Source organism: Serratia sp. KH_031 (genome assembly GCF_057839655.1).
Map to the genome: position 1 here is coordinate 3704725 of NZ_CM174496.1, position 22575 is coordinate 3727299.

Here is a 22575-nt window from a genome sequence, read left to right on the forward strand (position 1 = left end):
TATTGGCGGAAGTGACAGTTAACAGGCGAAGAATGTTACCACATTCTCGCCTGTTCCGCTTCACCAGCTCTGCGCGACCAGTTGTTGCATCATGTCAATATGCTCAGCGTCGTCATTAAGTGCAGAGATATACTCAAATTTCTCGCCGCCCGCTTTGAGGAAAATTTCACGGTTCTGTTCTTTAATTTCTTCCAGCGTTTCCAAACAATCTGCCGAGAAACCGGGGCAAGCCACCTGAATATGTTTCACGCCCTGCGCTGGCAGATTTTTAAGCGTTTCATCGGTATAAGGCGTCAACCAGGGTTCACGGCCAAAGCGCGATTGATAGGTCAGCATGATACGTTCAGGAGCCAGCGGTAATACGGCACTCAGAGCACGGGTGGTATCTTCGCAGCGTTGAGGATAATCATCCCCCAAACGGGCGTAACGTTTCGGGATGCCGTGATACGACAACAGCAATCGATCCGGCTTGCCGTGTTCGGCAAACGCGCGCTCAATGCTGGTTTGCAGCGCTGAAATATAAGCCGGATGCTCGGCATAGTCGCGAATAAAATGCAGCGATGGCAAGCGGCGATACCCTTTGAGGGTACGCGCTACGGCATCCCACACAGCAGCACTGGTCGAACAGGAATACTGTGGATACAACGGCAACACTACCAAATTGGTGACGCCCTGCGCCAGCAAGTTGTCGATCGCTTGCGCTAATGGCGGAGTACCGTAAGTCATCCCTAGCTCTACCGGGATATTCGGCATCCGCTGCGCTAAAGCACGTTGCTGACGACGGCTGTAAACCAACAGCGGCGAGCCTTCGTCCATCCATACCGCCTGATACAGCTTCGCCACTCGCGGCGAACGGATCGGCAGGATCGCACCATTAAGCAACGGCCACCATAGCAATGGAGAAGTATCTACTACGCGGTCATCACTGAGGAATTCTTTCAGATAGCGTTTTACCGCCGATGAGGTCGGGGCGTCTGGTGTACCTAAGTTCACCAGCAACACCCCGTATTTTTCTTGCGTCATCTCGTCGGTTCCTTGCCGTTACAACGATTAATGCCGGTTATTGTAACGGAAAAGTCCTGAGCAGAAACCGATATAAGCGATAGCTTATTCCTGTGCCATCTTCCAGACAGCGGCAACATTACGTGCGGTAACTTCCAGATTACGCGCCGCACCGGCTAACGCTTCATCCAACGGTACGATGCGATCCAGTACCGAGAACGCGGCGTCAATACCGTGCTGATGCACCACTTGATAATCCGCAGACAGACAACCCGCAATACCAATCACCGGCAGTTGATGGCGCTTGGCAACCCGCGCCACGCCGATCGGCGTTTTGCCGTGGATACTTTGGCTATCAAGACGCCCTTCGCCGGTAATGACTAAATCAGCATCACGCAGCGCGTCTTCCAGTTTCAAGCTTTCGATGACGATCTCGATCCCCGGTCGCAGTTGAGCATTGAGCATACCGAGCAGTGCCGCGCCCATTCCCCCCGCAGCCCCTGCCCCCGGAGCATGGAGCACATCTTTTCCGGTCACTTGCGCTAGCAGTGTACCGTAATGCAGTAAAGCGGCATCCAATTGCTGCACCATCTCAGGCGTTGCGCCTTTTTGTGGACCAAATACCGCAGAAGCGCCCTTCTCACCGCAAAGTGGGTTATCAACGTCGCAAGCGGCAGTGAAACTCACCTGCTGCAAACGCGAGTCTAGGGTTGAAAGGTCGATCCAGGAAAGTTGCGCCAATGCCGCGCCGCCCGGTGACAACGGCTGCTGTTGCTTATCTAATAACTTAGCACCCAACGCCTGCATCATGCCTGCGCCACCGTCGTTAGTCGCGCTACCGCCGATGCCAAGGATAATGGCCTTCACGCCATGCTCTAACGCCGCCAAGATCAGCTCACCGGTGCCGTAAGTGGTAGTGATGCGTGGGTCTCGCTGCCCGATCGGCGCTAAATGCAGCCCTGATGCGGCAGCCATTTCGATCACCGCCGTTTCGCCATCCCCCAACAGGCCGTAAAACGCCTGTACCGGTTGCCCTAATGGGCCTGTGACTTCAACTTTGACGATCTTGCCTTGGGTCGCGGCCACCATGGAATCCACCGTGCCTTCACCACCGTCTGCCATTGGCAGTTTGACGTACTCCACATCGGGGAAAATCTGCGAGAAACCACGTTCGATGGCCTCCGCCACGCCCAATGCACTGAGGCTTTCTTTAAACGAATCTGGCGCAATAACGACTTTCTTGAGTGTTTTCATGATGATTTCTTAACCTGCCAGATTGAATACGCCGAACATCAGCGCGGATACTGCCGCAATGGTGAAACCGACTAAGGTTTCGTAAGGCAACAACTTCAAACGCTCATGCACCGCCATGTTGACGCTGCCGCCAGTCGCATGGAAGAAGCTGCCATGTGGCAGGTGATCCAGCACAGTCGCACCGGCGTGAATCATCGCCGCACCGGCCAAGCCACTCACGCCCAACTCCAGCAAGGTGCTGCTGAATACGCCAGAAGCCACTGCCGTACCCGCGGTGGTGGATGCGGTCGCCATCGACATCAAAGCACCAGACATGGGAGCCAGCAGCCAAGCCGGCATCCCGGTATGAGTCAGACCGTTGATCAGCACATCTTTCAGTTCAGAGTTAGCAATAATCCCCGCCAACGTACCGGTACCGAGTAACATAATTGCCACCGGTGCCATACGGCTCAGGCCAGAGACCATGAATTTGTTGCACTCACGAATGCGCCCCATCAGTAACGCACCGACCAAACCACCCACCGGCAAGGCGATCAACGGATCGACGGCGATACCCGCAATGGGACGGAGTGAAAGCAGCAGAATCGCCACCAATGGCGCACTGATCGCCGCGGCGAAGCCCGGACGGGAGCCGCTCGCTTGTACGGTCAGCTCATCGGCGGTCACCATGCTACCTTTATTGCTCAGGCGTTTAGCCAACAGATAAGCCACCACCAGACCACACAGGCCGGGGACGATACCCGCCATCATGACGGAGGTGAGTGGGACATGGAAATTATCGGCTGCGGCAATGGTGTTCGGGTTCGGCGACATCACGTTACCCGCTTTACCGCCGCCAATCATTGCCAACAAAATCGCAGTGCGCGAAATCCCGGCTTTCTGAGCGATAGATAAAGCGATTGGCGCGACGGTGATGACGGCAACGTCGATAAATACCCCAACTGCGGTCAGGATCAACGTGGCTACCGCTAACGCCAACAGTGCGCGGGTTTCACCCACTTTACGCACGATGGTTTCAGCGATGCTGTGTGCGGCACCGGATTCAATCAGAACCCCGGCCAATACACCCGCCGCCAGAATTCGCATTACCGCATTGGTAATGCCCTGTGCGCCGGTAATCATTAACGTGACGGTTTGCACTAAATCGGCACCGCCCACTAACCCACCAGCCAATGCACCGGCAATCATGCCGTAAGCGGGTGGAACCTTGCGTAAAATTAGGACGATAGCAACAACCAGTGCTACCAGAGCGCCCAGTGTGGATACAGTTATCATTATTGTTTTCCCTGTTGTTGGTGTGTGGAAAACATATCCTTGTGGATAAAAAAGCGCCTGAGAGGAAAGCACAAAAATATCAGCGCTGGCAGACGGGAAAATTGTGGGTAGTGACAAATCAGTCGTTGAGCAACATACCGATATACAGTTGCAAAGTATCGTTTAACTGATTGATTTTAAAACCAGTAATACTCTCTACTCGCTGTAGCCGATAACGTAGGGTATTAACATGAATATGAAGCTCAGAGGCGGTCTGCGTTTGATCACAGTTCCGATAAAAATATTGCCGTAGGGTATGGCGCAACACGCCTTTATCATCGTTTTCGCTTAAAAGCTGCCACGGTCGGGAAAGCTCTTGTGTACGCCAACCTTCGCCGAGATCGCATAACAATGAAGGTAATGGGTAATCTTTATAGAACAACGTTTTATGGCGTAATTTAAGCCGCTTCGCCATTGATTGAGTGGCGCGTGCGGTCAGACTGGAGTGATAAACCCCACCTTCACCATCGAAAAAACTACCGATAATCAGACGGATATTAAAACGTTGCTGAAGTTGGCTCTGGAGCTGCTGCGCCTGTTTTCGCTCTTGCTTCAGGTTCCATTCCCCTTGCACCAAACAAGCTGGGCGTAACAGCACCATCTCGTTCAAGCCCGTCATGGCGATCAGAGCCTCGCGCTGGGTGCCTTCCAACTCAGCCAATAGCTCACGCAGCAGATGGGGTTGCTGTTCGTGCAATTCCACAATCCAAACAATACGCGGTTGCTGTAGATCCAACCCTAAATAGGCTGCCATCGGCTCTAACGAACCGGACTCGTGCTGTGGTTGCAGCAGTTGATTGGCAAGCTCTTCGCGGTAACGCTTTTCCCACTGATGCTGTTCCAACAGCGCGGCCTGCTCCACCATCAATTCAGCCGCCATTTTCACCAATTCGGCATAGGCGCGAACTTCAGCGGGATCGCCTGAGATCCCAATCACACCAACACGTTGATTGCGAAAACTGAACGGCAGGTTGATTCCCGGACGAACACCTTTCAAATGAGCGGCAGTGGCTACATCAATTTCCACCACGCGGTTTTCCGCTAGAGCCAATACCGCCCCTTCGTGGCGTTGAAACAAGCGCTCAGGATTACCCGAAGCAATAATCACACCGTTGTTGTCCATCACGTTAACTGAGTGATGAATAATACCCATCGCGCGCTGCACAATCTGACGCGCGGTGGCTTCTGCCAGAAGATTTGTCTGCCTGATCATCGGCGTTATCCCAGTGGTCGTGAATGGCGGCAGTTATACGCGATTCCCATCAGAACATTAAATGTTGGAGGCGTAACACGCTAAAGAGATCACAAATTTAATCAGGTCGATGCGGTTTAATCCCCCCCTTCAGAAAAGAGATAACGTATTGGGTAACTTCAGAAATTTTCTGGCATTTTTGACAAGCTCAATAAATAACCATCGTGCATCTCAATATATCCACCTTTGCGTAACTCAGACAGTACACGAAGGATAGAACTCCGTGACAAGGAGGTATTTTCGAGCAAATATTGCAGCACTGTATTACGTGATTTATACCCCTCACTCATATGACTTTCAAAATAAAGAAGAGAATCCCGAATAATATGATAAACCCGATGGTGAGACAGTAATGCCACGCGTCTTGCCAATAATTGCATACGATGACTCAACAACACGTTGACATCCGAAAACAAATTATTACTGAGTACCGTTTGGGAAAACTGCGCTCCATCAACACGATGGTATTGGCTACGCGTCAATGCCTTGACGCTACCGACAAACGGTGCTTGGAATGCATTGGAAATGCCAATAACATTGGGTGCATCAACAATAAAGGCGTTATTCGCCCCTAGTTTATCAGTGCAACACTTCACTTTTCCGCTTAACAAAAATATAACCCCCATACTTTGTTCAACGGCAATAACCTGATTCTCTCGCAGTCGTTCAAGATGATTACAGGGAAAAGCAGCATGTAGACGACGTACCGCCATAATCTCTTTATTTATCAACAAAAACAAATTCTCAATATCGTTAATCACAGTCTAATTTTATCTTATTTTTATTTGTCGTCACAAGATGACTTTTGTTAAGGCAATGACAAAATATCCCCAGCGAGAAATTTTACGAGTAAAATTAAAACATAAAAACACAAACAGAAATATACAGTAAAAATATCTTAATACAGTGTCATTTTGCACTCGTGTTTTGATGACAAAATCTAACATCCCTCATAGGCTTGCAAAAAATACACTGTGCCACTTCCATCTATCGTTTCAAACAAATAAAGGTTATTCTATGAAGTTAAATAAAATCGCCGCTGTTATCTCCTCACTTTTAGCACTGAATTGTGGAATGACCTACGCCGCAACTGATCCTTATACCTATGCATGGTCTGCAGCTGGGGATAATATTTCAGGATCCGGACGCACCATCTCAGGTTCTGGTAACGCAGGTACTGCTGGATTTGTTGTTTTTGAGTCAGGGAAATTAACCATTAGCAACTCATCCTTTAATCAAACCGCCGATGGTAATAACTATAATATTGATCTATCGAATACCGATACTTTGATAGGCAACCAAACCGTCGATATCACGACTTCAACGTTTAACTCTGCTTCCAATAGCTTTAACATAGGGGGATTCGGTAAGTTAGGCACCCCTAGTACTTTTAACCTAACTGATTCACAAGTCAGTGCAGTAGGTTCAGTATTTACTTCCGGTGATACTGCCTTAACAGCAGCTAATGCCAATATCAATGTCACAGACTCTACTCTCTCCGGTACGGCAATACTCGATAACCAATCTGGTATTATGAATCTTAATGCGCAATCTTCCGTACTGAGTGGCGATATCATCAGTCAAGGTACCGAACAAGAGACTGCAACATCTAGCCTGAGCTTGAATAATAGCAGTCAATGGAGCGGCAATGCGCAAACTAACACCTACGGGAATACAGCGATCAGTTTAGCCAGTGATTCTAGCTGGAATGTCACTGGGGATTCCGTCGTCAATACGCTGAACGTCAACGACAGTAGTGTGGATCTGAGTGGTGGTAGTATTGCCAGTGATACCTTGACGGGAACCAATGGCACACTGATTTCCAGCTATAACAGCACCACGGGTAGTTACAATAAACTCACCGCCGGTTCCGCCAGCGGCAGCTTTACCGTGGGTATCCACTCTTCCGGTACTGACACTGGTTTGAATGGTAGCGACATTGTTAACGTCACCGATAACAGCGCCACCTTCACTGGGCTGACTTCCGACAACGGTGCTTGGAAATACGATGCCGTCACACAAAATAACAGCGATGGCAGCACCAGCGTGGTGATGCAAAAAACCAGTCAGCTCTCAACAGGGGCGAACGCCGCATTAAGCGCAGCGTCTGCGGGGGTCAATGTATGGAATCTCGAGTCGGATACCTTAAACCAGCGTCTGAACGCTTCACGCCGTAATCCTGATGATCAAGGTGGGGTTTGGGCGTCCTACTTCGGAGGGGAGAACCATACTACAACCGACGCCAATGCGAGCTATCAACAAAACACTAACGGTGTGATGGTCGGGACTGACAGCCTATTCAATGCCAATAATGGCCATTGGTTGGTCGGTGCGGCGATGTCACAAGGGCGATCTGATTTGTCGATGACGGGTGCCAGCGGCGATCTCGACAGCACAGGTGCACAGGTTTATCTCTCCCGTCGCTACAATAACGGTGTCTTCGTCGATACCACGGCAAAATTCGAACACTTCTCTAATTCACAGAATGTGACGTCATCAGATGGTGATCGCTCCGATAGTAGTTACAGCAACAATGGTTATGGGGTGAGCCTTAAAGGTGGCTATACCTATGATGGCGGCAGTTACTTTATTGAGCCATATATCAAAGGCTCAGCGATGACATTAACTGGGGTAGATTACACCACCAGTAATGGTATGCAGGTAAATAACAATGATTATAACTCCCTTCAATTAGAAGCTGGTTCTGACTTTGGTACTAGCTACAACTTTAGTCATGGAGCGATGGTCAAACCCTATCTACATTTAGCAGTAGTGAACGAACTCAGTAATGGAAACAGCGTCAATATTAACGGCGAACAATTCAGCGACAGCATTGATGGTTCGGCGATACAAACCGGTGCCGGAGCCCAAGTGCAATTAAGCGGCGCACTGGGAGCCTACGCCAACATTAATTACACCCAAGGCCACGCTGTGGATAACCCATGGCAGACTAACGTCGGTATTTCTTATTCCTGGTAATCTCCAACCGCCCCTAATGATCATTGGGGGTGATATTTTAAAATAGAGGATATCTATGCAATTAGCGCAAATATTATTCTTAACGACTCTGCTGGTTATTTTTCCCGGGTTAACGTTTATTTCGTTAACCCTCTCGCTGATTAATAAAACAACACAGCGAAAATAAAAAGTGCCCCTCAGCTCATCCTCATCGTGCATCTCACACCCCTATTTCTGACGTTTCCCCATCATAATTAACTCACTGCCACTCCAAATTTTGGGTATGCCAGTTCTGAAGTAAACAGACCTCCAGTACTTTATTCGTTGCAAAAAAACGCCGAGCATCTGGCTCTAATGCCGTTCACTTAAGCCTCACGTGACTTATAGCTGAACGGATATTTAGGTGGAATATAAAGCACTGAACGAGAATATCGTCGGTGCTTTCTTTTTTCCGGAAGAATAAACGCTTTTACATTTTCCCTCATTCCTTTCAGATGATTAGGGATATTCCCTGCGGCACCTTTACCACTCACCCGAGCCTGTGACACCAGAATGTTTAACGCAGCGACAAAGCTTATTCGTGTCGGTATGACCCCGCCTTCCCCGGCAATATCTACCATTTCTTTTCTCAGCAGATTGTAGGAGATCAGTATCCCCCATAATTCTTGCTTTACGCCCTCTGGAAAGCGGCTCCTCAGGGTGACTTCCCCTTTCAGTTGTCGCCGTTTCAGTTCGCCATAACCCAGTTCAATTTCCCAGCGCTCCCAATAAATACGCAATAAATCTTCTACCGGATAGGCCGCAGGATCGGTCATGGACGTGAGAAATCCGGTGATCTTTCCTTTACCGCCGCCGCTGACATAGCTCACCATTCTTGCCCGCCAGACAGCCGGTAGATGCGGAGCCGCCTTACGTGCCTGTGGAGAAACCGGCATCTCAATTAGCATGTCGTAATCGCTGTATCGTTCGATGACCTGATAGCGAAGCTTGCTTTTTACGGGCGTCAGCCAGTGAGTACAGCGTCCCGCCTGTTGCCATTCGATGAAAAAAGCGGCGCTGAAATAGCACCGGTCAAACAGTGTCAGAGTATGGTCTGGAGCAGAAGAAATCAGACGATGAGCCAGCGTTAACTCGCCTTCGGCTACGCCTCCGAACGCGGCATCCAGCAACATATGAGAGTGGGTTGCCATCAGTGCGACCATACGTACTTGAGGGAATGTGCCCGCGGAGGGGTCAATAAAACCAAAAGCCGCTGCGTTATCCGGTGAGTCCGGTGTGCGAAAAAGCGTCCCATCAACACTCAACACACGGAGTCCATGGAAAGTAGCCGGTCCGAGAGCAGCAGGCTGCCATGCTTCATTGCAGGCATGAAAAAGATAGCGAAGCGGTGCTTCCCCCAGTCGTTGGCGTGCAGCGGTTAACACACTGGGTGCGAGGCTTTGGTAGGTGTCATCGGGTTGAAGAACGATATCCAGATGGTGACAGACGTCCTTGATGGATAAGTCTCGCAACAACCCCATCATAAGGATGAGCCATACGGCCTGTTCAGCAGGCAGGCGACGTCTGCGAATACTGGCTTTCTGGCAGGCGGTCAGCGCTTGGTGTATCCAAGCGGGGTCAAGCGAGCGTGAAAAAGCATCCAGCTCAGAAGAAAAAGCATCGACGACAAAATCCATATCATGTTCAGACATAAAAAATCCGGGAGCAGAGGGCTGATCCCGGATTGTCTCTTACTGGTAGGATCGTTCAAGTACTCTTAAACGATCGGCATTAGAGCATCTGGCTCGGCGTTCATTAGATACTGCGTTAAAAACTCGATTAGCCGAGAATGGTTGCCAGTTCAGCGCTCACTTCGGCCACTTTACGGGTACCGTCGATCTTACTATATTTAGTATTACCCGCTGCAGCTTCTTTGCTGTAGTAAGCGATCAACGGTGCAGTCAGTTGATGGTACTCCACCAAGCGCTTACGCACGGTTTCTTCTTGATCGTCTTTACGTGTGGTCAGTTCTTCACCGGTCACATCGTCTTTACCTTCAACCTTCGGCGGATTGAATTTGATGTGATACACACGACCAGATGGCGCATGTACGCGACGACCCACGATACGATCGACGATCAATTCGTCTGGTACGGCGAATTCCAGTACGTTGTCAACTTTGATACCAGCTTCTTTCATCGCATCAGCTTGTGGGATGGTGCGTGGGAAACCGTCTAACAGGAAGCCGTTACGGCAATCTTCCTGAGTGATGCGTTCTTTGACCAGTGCAATAACCAGCTCATCGGTTACCAGCTTACCGGCGTCCATGATTTCTTTCGCCTGCTTGCCCAACTCACTGCCGGCCTTCACGGCTGCGCGCAACATATCACCAGTGGAAATTTGCGGAATACCGTATTTCTCCATGATGAATTGAGCCTGAGTCCCCTTACCAGCGCCCGGAGCGCCCAGCAGAATGATACGCATTGCGTAAATCCCCTTGCTATGTAGTTTTTATAAAATTGCGAAAACGCTCAACCATACCATTTCAGAGGGGGGTGGCTCAAGGTTCCAGAGGAAAACGATTGCGGGAAAACGAAAAGAAATGAGGGGTAAAAATGTGTAATTGGGTAGCGAAAAGAAGAGAAAACGCCTCTAACCTGTCAGTTAAAGGCGTTTTATTTGAGATTATGCGGACAACAACTTATTCATTCTGCGGATAAACAAGTTTGGATCTTCCAGCGTGCCGCGTTCCGCCAGCAGCGCCTGATCCAGCAACAAATCGATCCATTCAGCGAATTGTTCGTTATCACCCACGTCAGATGCGCGTTTAACCAGTGCATGCTCCGGGTTCAGCTCGAAAATGTACTTCACTTCCGGTGCTTGTTGGCCCGCCGCCGCAAACAGTTTTGCCATCTGGGTGCTCATTTCATCGGCATCGGTAGTGACGATCGCTGGCGTATCGGTCAGACGATGCGTCAGGCGCACATCTTTCACTCGCTCACCCAACAGCGTTTTCACGCGATCGATAAACGGCTCAAGCTGCTTCTCGGCTTCTTTCTGCTCTTCGGTTTCGTCTGCCAATTTGTCCAGCGCTTCGTCCGCTTTGCTGACAGATTGGAACGGCTTACCGTCGAACTCGGTCAGGTAGCTCATCATCCACTCGTCGATACGCTCGGACAACAACAGCACCTCAATGCCTTTCTTGCGGAACAGTTCCAGATGCGGGCTGCTCTTCGCCGCGGCATAGCTGTCGGCGGTGATGTAATAGATCTTCTCCTGCCCTTCGCTCATGCGGCTGACGTAATCTTCCAGCGAAACGGTCTGTGCAGAACTGTCGCCATGGGTAGAAGCGAAGCGCAACAGTTTGGCAATCGCTTCTTTATTAGTGCCATCTTCCGCAGGGCCTTCTTTCAGCACCAGACCGAATTGCTGCCAGAATTTCTGATAGCCTTCCGCATCGTCTTTTGCCAGTTTATCCAGCATCTGCAATACGCGTTTGGTCAGCGCACCACGCAGGTTCTGAGTGACACGGCTGTCTTGCAAGATCTCACGCGAAACGTTGAGCGGTAGATCGTTGGAATCTATCAGGCCACGCACAAAGCGCAGGTAGTTCGGCATGAACTGCTCGGCGTCGTCCATGATGAATACGCGCTGCACGTACAGTTTCAGGCCGTGTTTGTGATCGCGGTTCCACATATCCCAAGGTGCCTGCGCCGGGATATACAGCAGACTGGTGTATTCCTGCTTACCTTCCACACGGTTGTGGCTCCAGCTCAGCGGATCGGTAAAGTCGTGGGCGATGTGCTTATAAAACTCTTTGTATTCTTCGTCGGTAACATCAGCTTTGCCACGAGTCCACAGCGCTTGGGCTTTGTTGATCTTTTCCCACGTCGTCGCGCCGTCTTCTTCCTCGCTTTTGCTTTCAATTTCAACCGGAAGCGCGATGTGATCGGAATATTTACCAATCACCGAGCGCAGACGCCAAGCGTCCAGATACTCATCTTCGCCTTCGCGCAGATGCAGGGTAATTTCGGTACCACGATCTTCTTTGCTGATGTCGGCAATCGTGTAATCGCCTTCACCGACAGACTCCCAGAACACGCCAGCGTCAGCCGGTGCGCCAGCAGCACGGGTACGCACGGTCACTTTGTCTGCCACGATAAAAGCAGAATAGAAACCTACGCCAAATTGACCGATCAGTTGGCTATCTTTCGCCTGATCGGAACCGATGGATTCCAAGAATGCTTTGGTGCCCGATTTAGCAATAGTACCTAGGTTTTCAATCACTTCATCACGGCTCATACCGATGCCGTTATCAGAAATGGTCAGCGTGCGTTTGTCTTTATCGAATGCCAGACGCACACGCAGTTCACCATCACCTTCATACAGTTCTGGCGTAGACAGCGCACGAAAACGCAGCTTGTCGGCAGCATCCGAGGCGTTGGAGATCAGTTCGCGCAGGAAAATTTCTTTATTGGAATACAGGGAATGAATCATCAAATGCAGCAATTGCTTCACTTCAGACTGGAAGCCGCGGGTTTCTTGACCTTTCATACTCACTCATTACCTCAAAAAAGTTGTGACAATGAGGATCAAGTGGGGATAAGAGCGGGACTTTTCAAGCGACTGGCGAGGGATTTTTTATCTGATGGTAAAGAAAACGGGGTGTAGGTAACCCCGCTGACTTAGAATTTAATCACGTGACGCCCGGCTAATGAGTGCGACAGCGTAGTGCCATCGACCATTTCCAACTCGCCGCCCACCGGTACACCGTGGGCAATTCGGCTGGCAACCACGCCATACTGACCGCACATTTCAGCGATATAGTTAGCGGTGGCTTCACCTTCAACCGTCGGGTTGGTCGCCAAGATCACTTCACTGATCTTTTCCTGCTCCAACCGCTGTTCCAGACGATCGAGGCCAATATCACCCGGCCCAATACCATCCAGCGGCGACAGATGCCCCATCAACACAAAGTAGCGTCCGGCGAACTGCCCGGTCTGCTCAATGGCATGGATATCTGCCGGACTCTCCACCACGCAGATCTGGCCGTTTTGCTGACGGCGCGGATTGGTGCAAATGGTGCAAGTGTCCTGTTCGGTAAAGGTACGGCAATCGGCACAATGGCCGATCTCCGACATCGCACGCGTCAAAGCTTGCGCCAGACGCATTCCACCGCTGCGATCACGCTGCAGCAGGTGGAAGGCCATACGCTGCGCTGACTTCGGGCCAACGCCCGGCAGGCAGCGCAACGACTCCATTAATGTTTCAAGGAGTGGGCTGGTTTGCATCAGAACGGCATCTTGAAGCCAGGTGGTAACTGCATTCCGTTGGAAACAGAAGCCATTTTCTCTTTCTGGGTTTCTTCGATGCGACGCGCGGCGTCATTGAACGCAGCAGCGATCAGATCTTCCAGCATTTCTTTATCATCTTCCATCAGACTTGGATCGATTTCCACACGGCGACAGTTGTGCGCACCGTTGATGGTTACTTTCACCAGACCTGCACCCGATTCGCCGGTTACTTCTAATTTGGCGACTTCTTCCTGCATCTGCTGCATTTTTTCTTGCATTTGCTGGGCTTGCTTCATCAGGTTGCCCAGACCGCCTTTACCAAACATAGTCGTCTCTCGTCGCAATGGCTGCGCACTGTGCGCAGCGGTTAAATGGGGCGAATACTCTCTTCATCCAAATCCGCATCGAAGAAACGACGCAGCGTCTGAATGTTGGTATCCGCAACGATGGACTGACGCGCCTGCGCCAGTTTTTCTTCATAGATGGCTTGTCGCCATTCCAGCGGCGTTCGCTCCGCTGGATTATCATCTTCCACCACGCTGAGTTCAACCGGGCTGCCATGCAGTTCGCTAAGCGCGTCTGCCAAGGTTTTTTGCGCCGATGGCGAATTCAGGTGACGCTGCGAAGAACGCAGGTGGAGACAAATCTTTCCTGGTTCCAACTGCTCTTTAACCGCATTGAGTGCCAGTTGTTGAACCAACTTCGGGATCTTCAAACGGTCGATTTCTGCTGCCCAAGGATCACGTTCGATCGATTCAACCACCAGTTTAGCTGACAATTCCGGCGTTTTTTCATGCTCAAGCGCGGTACGCAAAGCTTTTGGCGTTGCCAGTGGTTCTGGTGCTTCTTCAGGTTCGGTTAGCGCACGCCAACGATAGGCTTCTGGCTTGGCAGGTTTCTCTGCGACCACTTTTTCCGCCTGGCGCTGGCTGCGCTCAGTCACGGAAGCCAACCGCTCCAGTGCTGAGTTTGCCGGCTTCGCTCTTACTGAGGTCGCCGGCTCACTCTTTTTTGGGGTGGATGCTCCCTGCTTAAGCAATTGACTGCGCGCTTTAAGTAACTGCGCGGTCGCATCCGGTAAATTTGTCGCTTGCTGATTTTGCGGCGCAGCCGGTTGCCCTAATGGCGGCGGAGCGTCCTGAAACTGAGGAGCTTGCGGTTGTGCTACCTGTGCCGGAGCAACGGGCGCTACCGGTTCAGGGATTGTCGCTTTGGGATGGAACGCCAAAGCACGCAGCAAGGTCATTTCAACGCCCATGCGGCGATCCGGAGCGTAAGCCAGTTCTTTACGACCAATCAACAAGGTTTGGTAATAGAGCTGCACGTCAGCTGGCGGTAAAGTTCGCGCCAGTTCACGCAGGCGTTGCTCAACGGCGGCATAGTGATTGTCCAACATCGTCGGCAGTAGTTGCACCATCGCGATGCGATGCAGCAATGCCAATGTTTCTACCAGCAGGTTTTCCCAATCCACGCCGCGTGACGCCGCTTGCGCGACCTGTGCCATGACTTTTTCACCATCGGCACTGACCAGCGCTTCAAGGATGGCGAGCGGTTGTTCGTCGTCCAAGGTGCCTAGCATTTGGCTAACAGTGGCGGCGGTGACTTGCCCTTGTCCCATCGCTATCGCTTGGTCGGTCAGGCTCAGCGCATCACGCATACTGCCATCAGCGGCACGCGCTAATAGTTGTAACGCTCGGGTATCGCTGGTGATTTGCTCGGCCTGCAACACCGTTTCCAATTGCGTGCGGATCTGTTCAACGTCCAGCGCTTTCAGATGGAATTGCAGACAGCGCGACAGGATAGTTACCGGCAGTTTTTGCGGATCGGTGGTCGCCAGCAAGAATTTAACGTGTGAAGGCGGCTCTTCCAGCGTTTTCAACAGCGCATTGAAGCTGTGGCGCGAGAGCATGTGCACTTCATCGATCAGGTAAACTTTAAAACGACCACGCGCCGGAGCGTATTGCACATTATCTAATAGATCACGGGTGTCTTCGACTTTGGTACGGGACGCGGCATCGATTTCGATCAGATCGACAAAGCGCCCTTGCTCGATCTCGCGGCAATTATCGCATTTACCACAAGGCGTCGCGGTGATCCCGGTTTCGCAGTTCAGCCCTTTGGCCAGCAAACGAGCAATGGTGGTTTTGCCTACGCCGCGCGTGCCGGAGAACAAATAGGCGTGATGGATCCGCCCCAGCGAGAGGCCGTTAGCCAGCGCGGTCAGGACGTGTTCTTGTCCGACAACATCTGCAAACGTTTGAGGGCGCCACTTACGGGCAAGAACCTGATAGCTCATTGATACCGGAGAAGTCGAGGAATCTGGAGGGGTATGCTAACACAGCCCCGCTATTCTCTGCGAGGCTGATGTCATTATGTGGTACTGACGATATATATCAATGACCTGCGAAATCGACCAAACTATAGCATTCGATGCCGAGTTTGTTCAGACGCGCCTCACCGCCAAGATCCGGCAGATTGATGATAAAGGTGGCGTCTTTTACTTCACCACCCAAGCGGCGGATCAGCTTGGTGGTCGCTTCGATAGTACCGCCGGTCGCCAGCAAATCGTCCACCATCAGCACTTTGTCGCCTGCAACAATAGCATCGCTATGGATTTCCAGTGTGTCGGTGCCGTATTCCAGCTCATAGCTTTCATTCAACGTCGCGCGCGGCAATTTACCGGGTTTACGCACTGGTACAAAGCCAACGCCCAGCGCCAATGCCACTGGCGCACCAAACAGGAAACCACGCGCTTCGGTACCAACCACTTTGGTGAAACCCGCTTCGCGGTAGCGCTCGACCAGCAATTCAATGCTGGCAGCATAGGCCAATGGATTCTCCATCAGGCTGGTCACGTCGCGGAACAGGATGCCCGGTTTTGGGTAATCCGGAATGGTTTTGATACTGTCTTTAATAAACTGAAGCTGCTGCGCAGTAGCGGTCATAATTTATTGCCTGATAAAACTGCTTGATACCATGAAACGCAAGTACCTGACTCCCCAAAAGGCTTAAGCTTGGGAGGAAATTAGAGTCAGCAGGAACCTACGCACGAAAACGCTCAAATTTATGCAAACTGACCAATAAAAGCAACTATCACGGCACAATCAACGCCGTTTTTGTTGCGGCAGGTCAATAACCGGTAAACGCAACATGAAGGTCAGTAAAATCGCCAGCATCACTAACAGTAGCACACGTACCCACCAGATTTTTACTAACCAAAGGGATACCGCGAACGTCGTTATAATCACCAAGACGGCTTTCCACTTCGCTCCCGGTGGTAACGCACGATGCTGTTGCCAATGACGTAGATAGGAGCCAAACCAAGAACGGTATAACAACCAGTGATGAAAACGCGGTGAAGAGCGGGCAAAGCACCAAGCTGCCAGTAGCAAAAACGGTGTCGTTGGCAATATGGGCAGTACTACGCCCAATGTTGCCAGCACGACGGCCAACCAGCCCAGAACAATCAATAACCAACGCGTCATGCCATTCCTTTCACTTCGTGATTTGCGTCGTTACTGTACCATTCTCTACAAAATAAAAAACCGGCGCAGAGCGCCGGAAAGAGTGTTCACATAGGTAAAATACAATGATGAAGGACGAACTAATGAATCTTTAGAAATAAACGCGTAGACCCAAACCCACCAAGTTGTCATCAATTTTGGCGTCAATATCAGATTTACTTTCTACATAGGCATATTCTGCCCAAGCGACAAAGTTACGCGTAAATGGATAATCAGTGCCAACAACGTATTTCTGTTCTTTCCAGTTAAGCGCATCAGCATTACCATCTTTCAAGTAATAGCCACCATAGATGTTGCCGTGCCCCCAATTCCATTTGGTACCAAAACCGAACAGATTTGCTTTTGGCGTCCCCTCCACTTTGGCATAGTTGCCCACAGACCCCAGATTGGCATCTTTTAACGTCAACTGACCAAAGTCGACAGCGAAGGACAGATCTGGCCCCGGAATAACGTATTCAATACCTACACCCCAAATATCTTCCTGAGCAGCATTAATTTTATCGGTAGTTCCGGCGTAATATTGTGTCGTACCCGTGTTCGCACCGTTACCTTCTGCATGACCGTAACCCGCAGAGAGGTTCAAACCGAAACCGGTGTCATAGAAAGTGGCTAGCGTATAAGCATTATCGATTTGGTTAACACCAGTGCCATTTTGCAAGGTATAAGTACCACCAGCGCTGAAACCATTAAAGTCAGCGGACATCACGCGGATGGTATTAGAAACACGGCCAATGAAGTTGTTTTTCCCTTCATCTGAGTTGCCAGTTGAACGGCCAATATATTTACTTCCAAAATCTAATACGCCGCCGTATTCATAGGTATAGTCAGAACGAGCCACATCATCGAATGGGGAAAGTACGCGGCCGAAAGAAATATCGCCAGCATCGTTCCATTTGATTCCCGCATAACCCAAACGGTTGTCCAGTTTGAACTTATCTTCCGCGGCCTGGGTGTCATTGCCATATTCAAGATAACCAAACCCACTGAAATCATTAGCAAAACTATGGGAGATAGCAAAACCAAAGCGAGAGCCTTGATCTTTTAATACCGTGTCATGCGTACCATCTTTACGATTACCATTTTCTAACATAATACGAATAGAGCCGGTAAAATCGAATTTAGTCCCCTCTTTATCGTAAAGATTAACCGCATTTGCTGAACCCGCAGCCAATAATACCGGCACGGCTATTGCTAGAATTTTTTTATTCATATTGTGTTCCACTGTTTTCAGTTAATTTTCCGGAAGACATTCCTTTCCCGGTTTTGGATGTGCACCCCGTCAAAGCAAGGTCGCTACTCCTTTATAGCCGTCGCCAAACTGACATAATTGAAATAATCAGTCAAATTTAGAAATTAATTGAAACAAAAATGATAAAATACTTATTTATCATTCGATTAAGATAAAAACATCACCACGATGAATTATTAATCACAATAAAAATTAAATATATATACGTACACTGGTGGATTAAAAAACTCATTACTGCATGAAAAACATGAATAAAACAGCGATAGCAGGAATTACAATGACAAATACTCATATTAATCTTAAAAAACGATAATGGGATCTCTATTCCAATTTAAAATACTGCATAAAAACATGTTAATAAAATAGAGATATGAATAACTAAGATATAAATATAGCCGTCTTAATATTTATCCTTTTGATACTTGTTTCGAACCTGATTCGCGGGCAAGCTTAGGGTTATTCGTTTTTGCAGGGATCACCGTGAGTACTCAACGTTTATTACACATTTTACAACAGCAGATCGCCGCCCTAGCTAGCGAGATCAGTCCAAACGGCGATACCCCAATCTCGCAGGCTCGCTTTGACGCTGTACTTTTTTCCAACCACGGCACACGCCTGCGTGACTACTTAGCAGAAGTACAAAAAAACTTCGCTCAATTACAAGGAGCTGTTACCGATAGCCGCACTGAACAAGTGGCTTTTCTGGCAGAAAAGTTAGTAACGCAAATCACAGCCTTACAACGCGAAATGGCAACACAGGCATTACGCCGTAAAAATCAGCCTAAAGCCGTGCTGGAAACGGATTTGTATCATAAGCTGGCAGAACATCAGGATTATGAACGCCGCTTAATCTCCATGATTCAAGACAGAGAGAGTTTGCTAGGCCGTCAGACAACACTGGCAGCACAACAAAAATTGCAGCAAGAACTCGCCGCGCTGGAAGGACGACTGGTGCGTTGCCGTCAGGCCCTCGCCCGAATTGAGAAGAGTATTGAACGAAAAGAAAACGGTTTTTGAATTGTTATCACATTATTTGAATGTTTATTCCCTTCCGACAACCTTGTTCACTATACTGAGCCAACGCATTAACTGATTAATCACAAACCGTTGGATTTATGTCCTTAGAAAATGCCTCTGCAGAACTGCAACTAGCAGTAGATCTGATTTACTTGCTGGAATGTAACGAGATTGATCCAGCGACGGCTCTGGCAGCGCTGGATATTGTCAAACGCGACTATCAGGAAAAATTGCAAAACAAAGGTGTCACTTCTCCTTACCCTCCGAGCAATTAGGCCGGATAATTCAAATCGATGGTGTTCCTTCACCGAGCTTAGGATCTATCGTCCGTTTGATTTCTTGCACCTCAGTTCCCTGTGGATTATGCAGGTAAACTTCCAACTGATTGAAAGCAATATTGATATCGTTTTCACGGCATAAGCGTTCGATCGAACGGTTTAGCTCATCAACGGTATAGCTGCGATCGCGCAATTCACGTACATAGAGACGTAATTCGTGATCCAATGTGCTGGCACCAAAATTGAGGAAGAACACCTGAGGTTCCGGATCGGCCATTACACGTGGGTTATCATGCGCCGCTTTCAACAGTACTTGCTTCACTTTGTCCAGATCGGAACCGTAAGCCACCCCGACTTTAATTAGCACGCGAGTAATGGTGTCAGACAGCGACCAGTTGATCAGCCTCTCAGTCACAAAAGCTTTATTTGGGATGATCACTTCTTTACGGTCAAAATCGGTGATCGTCGTCGCACGAATGCGGATCCTACTCACTGAGCCTGAGAAGTTACCAATAGTAATCGTATCGCCAATACGAACCGGTCGTTCGAACAGGATGATCAAACCAGAAACAAAGTTGGCGAAGATTTCCTGCAAACCAAACCCCAACCCGACAGAAAGTGCAGCCACCAGCCATTGCAACTTATCCCAAGAAACGCCCAATGAGCCAAGTGCCGTCACCGTCCCCACCGCAGTGATCAAGTAGGTAAGAACAGTAGTGATCGCATAGGAAGTTCCTTGCCGCAGTTGTAACTTAGACAGCACTAACACTTCCAGTAAACCCGGTAGGTTGCGCGTCAACACATAAGCAATGATCACCGTCAGCACCGCGACCAAAATATTGCCCAACGTGACCGCCTGGGGTACCGCGCTACCCGCTACTGTACTGCTGTAATGCCACAGGGAAACGCTATCCAGATAAGAGATCACCGTGACTAAGTCTGACCAAATAGCATAAAACGCAGTAGCAAAGATCAAAAACAACACCATAGTCGTCAAACGCAACGATTGTTGGTTGATTTGGTCGAGCGCTAACGGCGGTTCTTCTATCGGCTCACTGCCCTCCGCTCCTTCTTTAACTAAACTCTGACGACGGGCGACCGCACGGCGATAGGCCAATCGACGCGCGGCAACGCTCAAACCGCGCAACGCTGTTAGATAAACAATATTCCACAGGAAGAACAAATACAGGCTGTCGATCCAACGTCCAGCCAGTCGCAACGTGGTATAGAAATAGCCGGCAAACATCAACCCCAATAGAATCAACGGCGTCGCAGCAATAACGGTGACAACCACCAAACGAACCGCATGAGAACCTTTCTCGCGCCAGCTATCTCGGCAAATAGGGAATACCAGCACCGTCAATAGCGCCAAAGTCAGAATCACGACCACTTGACCGACCACATCTTCGACCAATCGCAACGGCGCTTTCTCGCCGAGTACCGACCAAAAAATCAAAGGTATTAATGCTAGCCCCAAACGCATGGTTTGGCGGCGATAGTGGGCAGCTTGCAATTCCGAGGCGGCAAAATGCCGTTCAGCGATCCCTCCCGGAGCCAGCAGGCGGAAGTTGAAATTAAACACTAGCCAGAAAAGAGCCAATTGCTGCGACAGCGACCATAGAAAATCACTAACGCCAACGTCTGCCCGATAGCACCAATACCCAACCACTAATAACAAGACCGATCCAGGCAAGACTTTCAGCAAAGTTAACAACAACGCTTTTGGCGTATGCAACTGGGTATCTCGGCGTAATTGACCGACATCACTGCCCAATTGTTGCAAATAGCGGTCAATTTGACGATAACGCCAGCGCAGCACCCCAAGCAAAATTAATATTGGCAACAGCACAACGATGGCGTGCCAGCCGCCCACCGCCAACTTGCTGACGTCAAGCTTGGTGTGCAACACGCTAATCTGATCTTTGATCGCCCCCGGCAAGGTTGCGAACCAATTCAGATCGATAGGTTTATTACTGTTGACCCAGAAAATTTGCTGGGTCAAGGTATCCTGCACCGAACTGTAAACGCTGGTCAGTTGTTGCTGATTGATTTGCAAATTAATGGCTAACGACAACTGATTACTGAGCTGCTTGTTCAGTTGATCGAGCAATTCACGTCGCATATCGACGATTTCACCCAACGCATCAACCACGTCATCATTCGCCTTTTCTTTGCCATCAGCCAACAGTGTGTCGACATACTCATCACCTTTAAACAGATCGTCGCGCTGCTGATTGATCTCAAACTGCTCCAAACGCAAGTCAGCAATTTTCGTTCCCACATCCGCAACTAACGTGCCTTGTGGCAGATTTTGTTGTTGTTGATACAGAATACGTGACAATACCAACGTCCCTTTTAGCACTTGGATCTGTTCTTTCAGGTTACGCTCCGATTGCAGGCCGCGATCAAGCCAGTTTTTCACCTGAATGTTCTGTTGGAATAGCGTGTTGCTGTCTTGCGTGGCCGCAATCAGCCGCTGGCTAATTTTTCGGTTGATATTCAGTTCCTTACTCACCAATGGGTTGTTCTGAATATCGCTACGATCTTCCGGGTTTTGCGCCTCTTTGGCGGTATTTTCCGACAGCGTTAGCCGTTTACTGTTGACCACTTCTTGCAACGCTTGCACCGTATGATCCAGTTGATCAATACGCCCACTGGTATAATCACGCTGTTTCTGCAATAAATCCTGCAAAGTGGTGTTGGCTTCCAACCCTTTACGTTGCAAATCGATCTGCGCATTCAACAACGCTTGCTCGGTGTTTAGCATCACCTGCTGGCTGCTACGCAGCGATTCTTGCCCTGGTGATTGATTGTTAAGTTGATTGCGGATCTCTTGCAGCCGTTGTGAAGTGGTATACATGCTGCTCTGCACCCTTTCAGGCTGGGTTTGCAGAGAAATTAACTGGCTGTTGTCGGCTGAAAGACTTTCCTGCGCGTTTTGTAGATCATCTAGAGTTTGATACAGACGATTTTCTAATTGGCGCAGCGAAAGTAATTGCAGGCTGGCGCGCAACGTCGTTTCATTGGCCGGATCCTGTAACGCCTCTAATTCCTGTGTCACTTGTCGTAATTTGCCCGGTGCCTGCTGTACCTGTTGCCTCAACTGCGCGGATTCTTGCTTAGTGCGTTCGATCGCATCCAACAGCTCAACCGTGCGAGTCAAATCTTGCTGTGAGAGCTTTTCTATCGGCGTCTGATTTTTTTGTTTGTTCAGCAGATCAAGTTGGCTTTGGATATCGCTACGCGCTGGAAGATCACCATTCAGCGCCGCATGAGCCGTGGATAACCAGCAGCCAATAAACAATAGCAGTAGAAAAGTGCGGAAAAAATTCACACTGGAACGGATTGAAAAGGCTTGAGAAAAGAACTTCGGTGACCTGCGAATCATAGCTCAACTTCGGCTCAACAGTGGAGTTCAAAGATTAGCACGTTCGCAGTCAGGCTATAAATAAGA

At 49.6% G+C, this 22575-nt stretch carries 18 protein-coding genes and 1 other annotated feature; of the genes, 3 read left to right on the forward strand and 15 right to left on the reverse strand.

Annotation, left to right across the window (positions count from 1 at the left end):
* Positions 1 to 60: 60 nt before the first annotated feature.
* From hemH to AC3ISQ_RS16610, 5 genes are all read right to left on the reverse strand, one after another.
* A complete protein-coding gene (gene hemH / locus AC3ISQ_RS16590; protein WP_489348260.1) occupies positions 61 to 1023 on the reverse strand; it encodes a ferrochelatase in 963 nt (320 codons plus the stop codon).
* 84 nt (positions 1024 to 1107) lie between these two features.
* Positions 1108 to 2256, reverse strand: a complete 1149-nt coding sequence (locus AC3ISQ_RS16595; RefSeq protein WP_489348261.1) for a glycerate kinase — start codon at positions 2254 to 2256, stop codon at positions 1108 to 1110.
* A 9-nt stretch (positions 2257 to 2265) separates the two neighbouring features.
* Positions 2266 to 3531, reverse strand: coding sequence for a GntP family permease (locus tag AC3ISQ_RS16600; protein WP_489348262.1), 1266 nt, complete (start codon positions 3529 to 3531; stop codon positions 2266 to 2268).
* A 118-nt stretch (positions 3532 to 3649) separates the two neighbouring features.
* Positions 3650 to 4783 (reverse strand): sugar diacid recognition domain-containing protein, encoded by a 1134-nt coding sequence (locus AC3ISQ_RS16605; RefSeq protein WP_489348264.1) that lies wholly within the window; start codon positions 4781 to 4783, stop codon positions 3650 to 3652.
* Positions 4784 to 4941: 158 nt separating this feature from the next.
* Complete coding sequence (locus tag AC3ISQ_RS16610; RefSeq protein ID WP_489348266.1) at positions 4942 to 5583, reverse strand: helix-turn-helix domain-containing protein; 642 nt, start codon at positions 5581 to 5583, stop codon at positions 4942 to 4944.
* 256 nt (positions 5584 to 5839) lie between these two features.
* On the opposite strand from AC3ISQ_RS16610, the gene AC3ISQ_RS16615 reads away from it, so the two are divergent.
* Positions 5840 to 7801 (forward strand): autotransporter outer membrane beta-barrel domain-containing protein, encoded by a 1962-nt coding sequence (locus AC3ISQ_RS16615; protein ID WP_489348268.1) that lies wholly within the window; start codon positions 5840 to 5842, stop codon positions 7799 to 7801.
* A gap of 344 nt (positions 7802 to 8145) precedes the next feature.
* Here AC3ISQ_RS16615 and AC3ISQ_RS16620 read toward each other — a convergent pair whose 3' ends face one another.
* The 9 genes from AC3ISQ_RS16620 to AC3ISQ_RS16660 all read right to left on the reverse strand — a co-directional run bounded on the left by AC3ISQ_RS16620 (position 8146) and on the right by AC3ISQ_RS16660 (position 17787).
* Complete coding sequence (locus tag AC3ISQ_RS16620; RefSeq protein WP_489348269.1) at positions 8146 to 9471, reverse strand: IS4 family transposase; 1326 nt, start codon at positions 9469 to 9471, stop codon at positions 8146 to 8148.
* A gap of 127 nt (positions 9472 to 9598) precedes the next feature.
* On the reverse strand, positions 9599 to 10243 hold the full coding sequence (gene adk, locus AC3ISQ_RS16625) for an adenylate kinase (RefSeq protein ID WP_489348271.1): 645 nt from the start codon (positions 10241 to 10243) through the stop codon (positions 9599 to 9601).
* A gap of 201 nt (positions 10244 to 10444) precedes the next feature.
* Positions 10445 to 12313, reverse strand: coding sequence for a molecular chaperone HtpG (gene htpG, locus AC3ISQ_RS16630; protein WP_489348273.1), 1869 nt, complete (start codon positions 12311 to 12313; stop codon positions 10445 to 10447).
* 131 nt (positions 12314 to 12444) lie between these two features.
* Complete coding sequence (recR, locus tag AC3ISQ_RS16635; RefSeq protein WP_489348274.1) at positions 12445 to 13050, reverse strand: recombination mediator RecR; 606 nt, start codon at positions 13048 to 13050, stop codon at positions 12445 to 12447.
* Entirely contained in the window at positions 13050 to 13379 is a 330-nt protein-coding gene (locus AC3ISQ_RS16640; protein WP_024913912.1) for a YbaB/EbfC family nucleoid-associated protein, read from the reverse strand. The genes recR and AC3ISQ_RS16640 overlap by 1 nt, the downstream gene beginning before the upstream one ends.
* A gap of 41 nt (positions 13380 to 13420) precedes the next feature.
* Positions 13421 to 15349, reverse strand: a complete 1929-nt coding sequence (gene dnaX, locus AC3ISQ_RS16645) for a DNA polymerase III subunit gamma/tau (RefSeq protein ID WP_489348276.1) — start codon at positions 15347 to 15349, stop codon at positions 13421 to 13423.
* Positions 14021 to 14085: a sequence feature (DnaX frameshifting element), on the reverse strand. Its footprint overlaps the gene before it by 65 nt.
* A 97-nt stretch (positions 15350 to 15446) precedes the next feature.
* Positions 15447 to 15998: an adenine phosphoribosyltransferase gene (gene apt, locus AC3ISQ_RS16650; protein WP_489348278.1), complete on the reverse strand. Its 552-nt coding sequence runs from the start codon at positions 15996 to 15998 to the stop codon at positions 15447 to 15449.
* A gap of 159 nt (positions 15999 to 16157) precedes the next feature.
* Complete coding sequence (locus tag AC3ISQ_RS16655) at positions 16158 to 16538, reverse strand: DUF454 family protein (protein WP_489348280.1); 381 nt, start codon at positions 16536 to 16538, stop codon at positions 16158 to 16160.
* A 130-nt stretch (positions 16539 to 16668) separates the two neighbouring features.
* Positions 16669 to 17787 (reverse strand): porin, encoded by a 1119-nt coding sequence (locus AC3ISQ_RS16660; RefSeq protein WP_489348281.1) that lies wholly within the window; start codon positions 17785 to 17787, stop codon positions 16669 to 16671.
* Between the two features lie 519 nt (positions 17788 to 18306).
* Here AC3ISQ_RS16660 and priC point away from each other — a divergent pair.
* Together priC and rsmS are read left to right on the forward strand one after the other, a co-directional pair.
* Entirely contained in the window at positions 18307 to 18843 is a 537-nt protein-coding gene (priC, locus tag AC3ISQ_RS16665) for a primosomal replication protein PriC (RefSeq protein WP_489348283.1), read from the forward strand.
* Positions 18844 to 18941: 98 nt separating this feature from the next.
* Positions 18942 to 19118: a pleiotropic regulatory protein RsmS gene (rsmS, locus tag AC3ISQ_RS16670; protein ID WP_489348285.1), complete on the forward strand. Its 177-nt coding sequence runs from the start codon at positions 18942 to 18944 to the stop codon at positions 19116 to 19118.
* 10 nt (positions 19119 to 19128) lie between these two features.
* On the opposite strand, the gene mscK is transcribed toward rsmS, so the two are convergent.
* Positions 19129 to 22509, reverse strand: coding sequence for a mechanosensitive channel MscK (gene mscK / locus AC3ISQ_RS16675; protein ID WP_489348287.1), 3381 nt, complete (start codon positions 22507 to 22509; stop codon positions 19129 to 19131).
* Positions 22510 to 22575: the final 66 nt, after the last annotated feature.

What these genes read in the sequence shown, in the direction of transcription:
- AC3ISQ_RS16615 (WP_489348268.1), top strand. Translation starts at nt 5,840, where the DNA reads ATGAAGTTAAATAAAATCGCCGCTGTTATCTCCTCACTTTTAGCACTG.
- apt (WP_489348278.1), bottom strand. Translation starts at nt 15,998, where the DNA reads ATGACCGCTACTGCGCAGCAGCTTCAGTTTATTAAAGACAGTATCAAA.
- AC3ISQ_RS16640 (WP_024913912.1), bottom strand. Translation starts at nt 13,379, where the DNA reads ATGTTTGGTAAAGGCGGTCTGGGCAACCTGATGAAGCAAGCCCAGCAA.
- rsmS (WP_489348285.1), top strand. Translation starts at nt 18,942, where the DNA reads ATGTCCTTAGAAAATGCCTCTGCAGAACTGCAACTAGCAGTAGATCTG.
- hemH (WP_489348260.1), bottom strand. Translation starts at nt 1,023, where the DNA reads ATGACGCAAGAAAAATACGGGGTGTTGCTGGTGAACTTAGGTACACCA.
- dnaX (WP_489348276.1), bottom strand. Translation starts at nt 15,349, where the DNA reads ATGAGCTATCAGGTTCTTGCCCGTAAGTGGCGCCCTCAAACGTTTGCA.
- adk (WP_489348271.1), bottom strand. Translation starts at nt 10,243, where the DNA reads ATGCGTATCATTCTGCTGGGCGCTCCGGGCGCTGGTAAGGGGACTCAG.
- AC3ISQ_RS16595 (WP_489348261.1), bottom strand. Translation starts at nt 2,256, where the DNA reads ATGAAAACACTCAAGAAAGTCGTTATTGCGCCAGATTCGTTTAAAGAA.
- recR (WP_489348274.1), bottom strand. Translation starts at nt 13,050, where the DNA reads ATGCAAACCAGCCCACTCCTTGAAACATTAATGGAGTCGTTGCGCTGC.
- AC3ISQ_RS16620 (WP_489348269.1), bottom strand. Translation starts at nt 9,471, where the DNA reads ATGTCTGAACATGATATGGATTTTGTCGTCGATGCTTTTTCTTCTGAG.
- htpG (WP_489348273.1), bottom strand. Translation starts at nt 12,313, where the DNA reads ATGAAAGGTCAAGAAACCCGCGGCTTCCAGTCTGAAGTGAAGCAATTG.
- AC3ISQ_RS16660 (WP_489348281.1), bottom strand. Translation starts at nt 17,787, where the DNA reads ATGAATAAAAAAATTCTAGCAATAGCCGTGCCGGTATTATTGGCTGCG.
- AC3ISQ_RS16600 (WP_489348262.1), bottom strand. Translation starts at nt 3,531, where the DNA reads ATGATAACTGTATCCACACTGGGCGCTCTGGTAGCACTGGTTGTTGCT.
- AC3ISQ_RS16605 (WP_489348264.1), bottom strand. Translation starts at nt 4,783, where the DNA reads ATGATCAGGCAGACAAATCTTCTGGCAGAAGCCACCGCGCGTCAGATT.
- AC3ISQ_RS16655 (WP_489348280.1), bottom strand. Translation starts at nt 16,538, where the DNA reads ATGACGCGTTGGTTATTGATTGTTCTGGGCTGGTTGGCCGTCGTGCTG.
- mscK (WP_489348287.1), bottom strand. Translation starts at nt 22,509, where the DNA reads ATGATTCGCAGGTCACCGAAGTTCTTTTCTCAAGCCTTTTCAATCCGT.